The sequence below is a fragment of the Stenomitos rutilans genome (assembly GCF_059505485.1).
The window spans coordinates 1-6,599 of sequence record NZ_JCACKR010000026.1 but is presented as its reverse complement, the minus strand read 5'-3'; the positions used below and the strand labels follow the sequence as shown (position 1 = coordinate 6,599).

The window sequence follows — 6,599 nt, the reverse complement described above, 5'->3', positions numbered from 1 at the left end:
AGACTATCCTAGAGTCACCACATTTCACTCTTTTTGTCAATGCGTAAGTTCTATATCACATTCTTCAAGGCATGACTGTCTCTTCATCGCTTCCGCCCACAAACGCTGCAACTGAGAGCCAAATTTGGCTATGGCAAAGCTTTCCCATTACGTATCAAACGCAAGGTACGCAAGGGCCAGCCGTTGTGCTGGTGCATGGGTTTGGGGCTTCGTTGGGGCACTGGCGTAAAAATGTTCCCGTGCTGGCAGAAACTTGTCGCGTGTATGCGATCGACCTTATTGGCTTTGGGGGTTCGGCAAAACCAACTCCAGGAGCGTTGAAACCAGGAGAACAGATCGAATACACGTTTGAAACGTGGGGGCAGCAGCTTGCTGACTTTTGCAAGGAAGTGGTTGGTGAACCTGCGTTTTTGGTCGGTAATTCCGTGGGCTGTATTGCGGTAATGCAAGCAGTGGTTGATCATCCAGAGATTGGACGATCGATCGCCTTGTTGAATTGCTCGTTGCGGCTGTTGCACGATCGCCGACGTGCAACGCAGCCCTGGTTTAAGCGTATGGGTGCCCCAATCCTTCAGCGCATCCTCAAAAATAAGTGGCTAGGGCGAACGTTTTTCAATCAGCTAGCAAAGCCTGCCACCGTGCGGAAAATTTTGCTGAAAGCCTATCGCAATGCCGATGCGGTGACAGATGAACTGGTCGATCTATTGATGGCTCCTGCTAGTGATGTGGGTGCCTCAGCCGTCTTCATTGCATTCACAGGTTATTCTCAAGGCCCATTGCCAGAAGATTTGCTGGAGAAACTGCCTTGTCCAGCCATTATTCTCTGGGGTGATGCTGATCCGTGGGAACCGATCGCCCTTGGTGAAGCCTTCGCAGGCTACCCTCAAGTGCAGCAATTTATACCACTGGCTGGAGTGGGCCACTGCCCTCAAGATGAAGCCCCAGAGTTGGTTAACCCAATTTTGCAGGAGTGGATTGTGACGCGATCGCAGGCAGTTTAAAGAACACCATTATTTCTTGGCAAGCAAGTTAATCCGGAATGCTTGAGGAAACTGGTGTTTTTAAAGGCGCAGGCAATCTGTTAGCCTTGGCAGCGATGCTGGTGGCAACACTGTCGCAATGATTGATCTTCAGGGTGTAAGAGCCGACTACTTGTGCTTATGCAGGGTGATTCAGCTCATGGATGGTTGTTTTGTCGGAAGTTATTTGCGCTGCATCTAACTTCCAGCTCTTTGCCTTACGTCTACACTCTAAGAGGCTTCTACCAATGCTGATTATGCCGATCGCTGTTTTCTCTGCCCTGCTGTTGCTCTTATTTGCAGAGTTGCAGCCCAAATCCCCCAAACCATCTGAAAAAGAATTAGGCGACGCACTCGCCAAATATCTTAAAGAGCTAAAAGGCAAGGGATAAGCCTGTTTGTATCCATGCAAATGTCTGATGGCTGGTTGACTGACACCTCTTTTGCCCCTTGATATCACGAGAGGATTGTCAGTCAGCCAGACTGGGTAAGCCCACAGTCACCAACCCTTGAGGCCGACTGAATCTGCGCAAGAACCCTTGTAGACATCTGATTACTACCCTACTTCCACGCCCTGTTCCTCAGCCCTATGCATTGAATCCTACAATCCCATCCCTTAGTTGACCCAAGCAATCACTGCCAAAGATCTAGGACACACGCAGCAAACTGGCAAACACTTGCAGCTTATTGAGTTCTCGGATCAGGCGTTGGGCTTGATGTTTGTGGAGCAAAATGGGCACAATGCTCGGTAACTGACTCATCAACGATCGCGCGGTGCCAATGCCACAGCCAGAGATGCGAGCGATCGCGCCAGCTCCTTCAAAAATAGCTTCTTCAGAAACAGCCTTTTCCACCTGTACCTGCCAGCGGGAGGCTTTGCTATTGCCGCGCTCTACCCGCTGCAATCCTGATAGGCTTGCCAGTACGACCAGACGATCGCCCACTTGCAGGTAAATGTCATCAGACGGCATGAGGCGTGCAGTTTCCCCTGTACTTTTCTGATGCAGAATCGGCACGACGCCGTAACCATAAGCAATATCTGCCAGCATGCGCCCGTTTAGGGTATCTGTGGCCTCAATGTTGTATTCAGTGACGAGGGTGGTGCGATCGTTGAGGCGAAACAGGCTGAGAATGTTTTCACCAAAGGCAGCACCCGCAAAGGCAGCGGCTGACAGCGCGTAGGCTCCCAAAATTCTTGCAGTGGGCAGCAGTTGGGCCACATGCTCAGCAAAGGCAGGGTCAAAAACGCGCACGACTAGATTGCAGTCTGGGTTAGCCGCTTGTGCCATCAACGCAATTTCCAGGTTTGTCACCTCGTCATCCGTCACGATAATCATGCTTTTAGCGGTTGCTAGGTTAACCCGCGCTAGCGTGTCGTGAATACTGCCTGTGACTAAGGGAATTTGTGGCAGCACACCGGGATCAAGGGCGATCGCGTGTACGCCCACTAATGGTTGTTGCAAATCTTGTAGTAACGTTGCCACGCGCTGCCCTACGCGTCCCAAGCCTACCAGTACGATATGCTCCGCTTTGGGTACAGGAGGACGACGCTTCAAAAACTGAAAGCGTGCTGCCAACACTCGCTCAGTCAAAGTGGCATAGAGAATCCCAATAAACAGCGTTCCGGCAATGGTCATCCCGACGCTAAACAGATGCAGCCACCAGGGAATGGGAAAAGGTACTTTCAACTGCCCAAACAGGTTGTCAAACCCGCCAATGACTAGCACCAGCGATACATTCAGCGCATCTTGCAGGGTGAGGTCAGGGTATTGCACTCTGTACAGAACGGCTCCGCTGATGAAAAGACTAACCATCACCACACTAGAAAGCAGCGCCACTCGTTGGGTTTGAGTACTTTCGCGCCAGAACTGAAACAGGTGTTGCTGCAACGTTTGCCACAGCAATACCGGATGCACATCCTGCCACACACCCCGTTGTCGGTTGTAGGCGGTGGGCGCATTGACGATCGCCTCTGTTGCTTCGATGTAGGTAAGCGTGTCTCCTGCTTGTAGTCGAGTGTCGGGATCCCACTGATAAAACGACGTGGCGGGTGGAATGACCGTCGCTCTAAAATGCCGTAGGATACGACGATTCGGTGTATTCAACTCATACAGCAGGCGACGATCGCACCAGCGATGGGTTGCTGTAATGCGCGTGGTGGATATGCGCAGGCGCTGATTCTCCAGGCTGAATAATCCCTGCGTTTCACTATCGAGGGCAGCGAGCGCAAAGCTAGGGGCTGGTAGCTGGGTTGCTTCAAACGCGACAAAATTGCCCAACTGCTGACCCAGAAGATCATTCAAATTCTCTTGTGCGGAACGCACCACCAGGCGAATGTTGGGGTTGAGCGATCGCGCCGCAAACGCTGCCGCAATGTTCACCCGTTCATCACTGGTAACGAGTAAAATCGCCCGGCACTGACGGATTCCAGCTTGTTCTAATAGGGCTGGCTGACGGCAATCGCCAATGATGAGCCGATCAACCAGTGACGGCAATTCTGGCAATTCCCAGATTGGCGCTTGAGAAGCCTCGATCGCGTTTACCGTGACCTCAAACTCTTTGAGCACTGAAACGCAGTACTGCCCTAAACTGCCAAGTCCACAAACTAAAAAGGTATCTGTCTTACGTGCTGCACGCTCTGCCATACCACTTTGACGAACAATGCACTCCAGGCCTAGAACAAGTTGCGCCTTGCTCCCTACCTTAGCACTGCCATAGCAGAGTTTAAGCGTAATGCTTGGAGCTTACAGCCATTTTCAGTTGCACTCACCACCCCCGACACCGTGCGGCTGAGCACTCACGACAAAGCCCTAAATCCCACAGCCATCTTCAAAGGACTGTGGCTTAGCCAAGCAATCACCGCTGTGATTCAAGCGGACTAAAGCGCTAGCTGACCTGTTTGAAGCATTTGTACAACAGCGACACGACAAGCATTGCAGTCACAGCGAAATTTGGTAATTGCCAAATCGCCAATGGTATCTGAAGCCGGGTCAACGTTCGCGTATTGAGGATTAGCAGAAAACGGTGCAGCCAACTGGCTGGTAGAGGGTGCCTGGGGTGCTGAGAATGTAATTTCAACAAAACCAGCGGGTTCAGCGGCGTTTGTCTCGCTAGGCTGCGTGGTATCTGCTTCAGCAAGGTTAGCCACGCCTAGCGCGATGATCAAGGAACCAGAGCAGCCAAGCAAAGTTAGTGCGTTTTTGTTCATCGTTGCAACATCAGGAGTTTAATTGGCTTCACTATAGCGACAGAGTCCCTTGCTGGATCATCTGCTGTACCGCATTCACACAATTGGCACAGGTACAGCCGAAAATACTAGAAGCAAGCTGCTTCAGTCGATCGCTCGTTGCCTGTGGTGCAGCTTGAGGGGCTTGTTCTGTGGCGATCAGCTGGCTCGCAGTTGACAGATCGATTTTGGTGCTGTTCTCCATCGTCCCTGGCGGCAAAATCGCCTTTGCAGGGCTACCCGCAAGAACCATCACCAGAGAACCAGAACAACCAAGCAGCGTCAGCACATCACGATTCATGGATTCGCCCTCAAAAGGATGGAGCAGGTGGTCACAAAGTCATTGAGATTCTGTGTGAGTAAAGGCTTTAACAAACCTACCGCTTGAGCAATACTAAACCAGTTCTTTATGACATTCATGCTGCCAGGGGGTGTCGATCGTGCGATCAACACCCCCTGGCGGTTGGATTTCAACCGTGACTAGATGAACTTCAGAAGGTTCGCAAAAATGGCCTTCTTATCGCCTCCTAGAAGGGGTTGCCAACCTGAAGGAGCAGCGTTAACGTAGGATTCTCGATCGGAATCGAGCAGGCCGTAAAACACCTCAGCAACAATGCGGCCACCGACCCAGCCTAGCTGAGTTTTAGCCCCACCACCTGAGAGCAATTCCTCTTCCTTGAAAGACCCATCTTTTTCATAGCAGACTGAGTCCACCACCGACTTTTGGGCTTCAGCCAGGATATAGAACCATAAGGGTGTGTCTGACTGAAGTGCTGGGTCAATTTCAACAAATTCAAAATCGCCGTCCTTTCCTTCAACCGCTTGCCGAATGGCTAGATACTTGGGCGCAAGTGCTTCCACTGGGTGACCTTTCTCTTTAAGTTTCGCCACGATCGCCTGACCACCTTGCACTTTGTAGCTATTGCCACGAAGCAAGTTGAGCAGCGCTAACGAGGGTCTACCCGCCGGATCGGGTAAAGAGTTAGGGGCGATCGTCTTTTTAACTTCGGCGATCGCGCCTCCTACGATCGGGCTAGTTGGCAGCACGCTAGGCGGCAAAACCGTCATCGGATCGACCAGAAGCGTATCCAGTTTGTAAGCAAACTGAAGTCTGAGAGTACCATCTGGAGCATCATTCTCAGGTGGCTCACCCAGAGTTGAAGGAATGTCAGTCGGCAACTTGTCCGGGAAAAAGCGTCCCCAATCGTCGATGACATGGCTAGCAGGTAGAGGGTCAAAGCCTAACAGGCTATCTTTGAAGCTCTCATCATAAGGTGGCAACACCGAGCCTTCTGGTAGGCTGCTGGGTGGAAAAATGCTCAACCGAGTGCCTTTCGCTTTATCTTCTGCATCACCGTTGAGCCGATACCCCGTTCTTACGCCTGAGTGCCCGTAGCGGTAGGCCGCCACGACAAACTCACGCGGTAAATTGATGCGCTTGTCTTCTGTGTAAAGGGCGTAGTGCTTTTGCCGATAGTCAGGCGTTCCAGCATGCTGAAGGTCTGATAGCACTTCGGCTTGAACAATGCGCGGTAAAAAGTCTTCGACCACCAGCTTTTGATACGTCCAACGCACCTCGTTCCGCGCCCTGTTGAAGAGCGCGGTACTAGTGAGCGTTGGATCCTCTTTGTGAAGATGCTTCACTACAGCATTGTGATACTTCACAAACGCCAAGTGAATTTGAGAGACGATCGAGTTTTCATCGTTGCGCTTATCACCAATAATTGCGCGACCATTGGGGCTACGCAATAAATCCTGATGCGCCTGGTCATAATTTGTTTGAGACTGATTCTCATAGCTATCTTTGAACAATAAACTAGCACCATCTTCGGCATACATGAATGGCTGAGCATCTGGCCCATCACCGTACAACGAATCCAGATCAAACCGTGGGGTGCGTAAGTTTGTTGGTGAACGATCGACCCCACCAACATCAGTTGTATTGCCAGTGTCGGCAGGATTCAGTGATGATGTGTTGTCAAAGGTCAAATCGTGATCAACAAACTGACCAAAGTAGGTATAGCCCGCTGGTACCCAAAGATTCTCTTCAGCATCAGCGCCATCTTTAACCAAATCAACTTCACCTTTCATGCTGTCAGCAAGTTCTACCAATTGACTGATTGGGTAACCTTCTGTTTTCGATTCCAGCAACTTTGTAAAGGCATGTTCGCGTGTGCCAACATTACCGTGACCAAATCCGCTCATATGATTCTCCTTAGTGAGATTGAGTAACAATCATTCGTCCTACTCGCAAGGCTTTACGATCGAATGGAAAGACGCTAGTAACCCAAATGATTTGGGCTCAATAGGTGTTGCGGGGAGGTAAAACGAGGAAGCATAGACTAAGATGCTTC

7 protein-coding genes are annotated in these 6,599 nt (G+C 50.9%); 3 read left to right on the top strand and 4 right to left on the bottom strand.

Annotated elements, in window-relative coordinates:
- The first annotated feature begins 71 nt into the window (after window positions 1–71).
- Both AC5JLP_RS03245 and AC5JLP_RS03240 read left to right on the top strand, forming a co-directional pair.
- Window positions 72–1,001 carry an alpha/beta fold hydrolase gene (locus tag AC5JLP_RS03245; RefSeq protein ID WP_496066465.1) on the top strand — a complete coding sequence of 310 codons (930 nt, stop codon included), beginning with the start codon at window positions 72–74 and terminating at the stop codon, window positions 999–1,001.
- 266 nt (window positions 1,002–1,267) lie between these two features.
- Window positions 1,268–1,411 (top strand): hypothetical protein, encoded by a 144-nt coding sequence (locus tag AC5JLP_RS03240; protein WP_496066464.1) that lies wholly within the window; start codon window positions 1,268–1,270, stop codon window positions 1,409–1,411.
- 255 nt (window positions 1,412–1,666) lie between these two features.
- Here the strand turns inward: AC5JLP_RS03240 and AC5JLP_RS03235 are convergent, their stop codons facing one another.
- Window positions 1,667–3,664 (bottom strand): potassium channel family protein, encoded by a 1,998-nt coding sequence (locus AC5JLP_RS03235; RefSeq protein WP_496066463.1) that lies wholly within the window; start codon window positions 3,662–3,664, stop codon window positions 1,667–1,669.
- A 39-nt stretch (window positions 3,665–3,703) separates the two neighbouring features.
- Between AC5JLP_RS03235 and AC5JLP_RS03230 the strand changes: the two genes are divergently transcribed.
- Window positions 3,704–3,901 (top strand): hypothetical protein, encoded by a 198-nt coding sequence (locus tag AC5JLP_RS03230; RefSeq protein ID WP_496066462.1) that lies wholly within the window; start codon window positions 3,704–3,706, stop codon window positions 3,899–3,901.
- Here the strand turns inward: AC5JLP_RS03230 and AC5JLP_RS03225 are convergent.
- The 3 genes from AC5JLP_RS03225 to AC5JLP_RS03215 form a co-directional block, all read right to left on the bottom strand.
- Window positions 3,898–4,227: a hypothetical protein gene (locus AC5JLP_RS03225; RefSeq protein ID WP_496066461.1), complete on the bottom strand. Its 330-nt coding sequence runs from the start codon at window positions 4,225–4,227 to the stop codon at window positions 3,898–3,900. The two genes, AC5JLP_RS03230 and AC5JLP_RS03225, sit on opposite strands and share 4 nt — an antisense overlap.
- Before the next feature lie 31 nt (window positions 4,228–4,258).
- Window positions 4,259–4,546 (bottom strand): hypothetical protein, encoded by a 288-nt coding sequence (locus AC5JLP_RS03220; RefSeq protein WP_496066460.1) that lies wholly within the window; start codon window positions 4,544–4,546, stop codon window positions 4,259–4,261.
- Window positions 4,547–4,725: 179 nt separating this feature from the next.
- Window positions 4,726–6,450, bottom strand: coding sequence for a peroxidase family protein (locus AC5JLP_RS03215; protein ID WP_496066459.1), 1,725 nt, complete (start codon window positions 6,448–6,450; stop codon window positions 4,726–4,728).
- Window positions 6,451–6,599 lie beyond the last annotated feature (149 nt).